The sequence below is a fragment of the Aeromonas aquatilis genome (assembly GCF_054052405.1).
In genome coordinates, this window is record NZ_JBSTYP010000214.1 from 1 (window position 1) to 266 (window position 266).

Annotated in this window: 1 pseudogene; it reads right to left on the reverse strand. The window is 56.8% G+C overall.

Going from position 1 to position 266, the window contains the following annotated elements:
• Positions 1 to 187: pseudogene (locus ACW5W8_RS24085) on the reverse strand (hypothetical protein); the annotation flags it as partial.
• Positions 188 to 266 lie beyond the last annotated feature (79 nt).

Below are 266 nucleotides of genomic sequence, written 5' to 3' on the forward strand. Positions count from 1 at the left end.
ATACGCCGGTATCAGCTGCACCGCTCTTGTTATAGGCATAACGGAACAACCCGATATCGGCGGTATCGCCAAACCAGTCTGCCCATTCCGCCCCACCGGTCGCGGTTACATCAAGCGCGGCATCGTAGGTAATGGTCTGGGCGGCCGATAACATCAGCCACCCTTTTGACGGCAAGAAAGTCGCCATGACTTACCTCCAGGGGCCAGTCAGGTCAAAGCCCATCAGGCAGGTCTGCCCAGCGGTATAGTTATCTTCCTGAAACCCC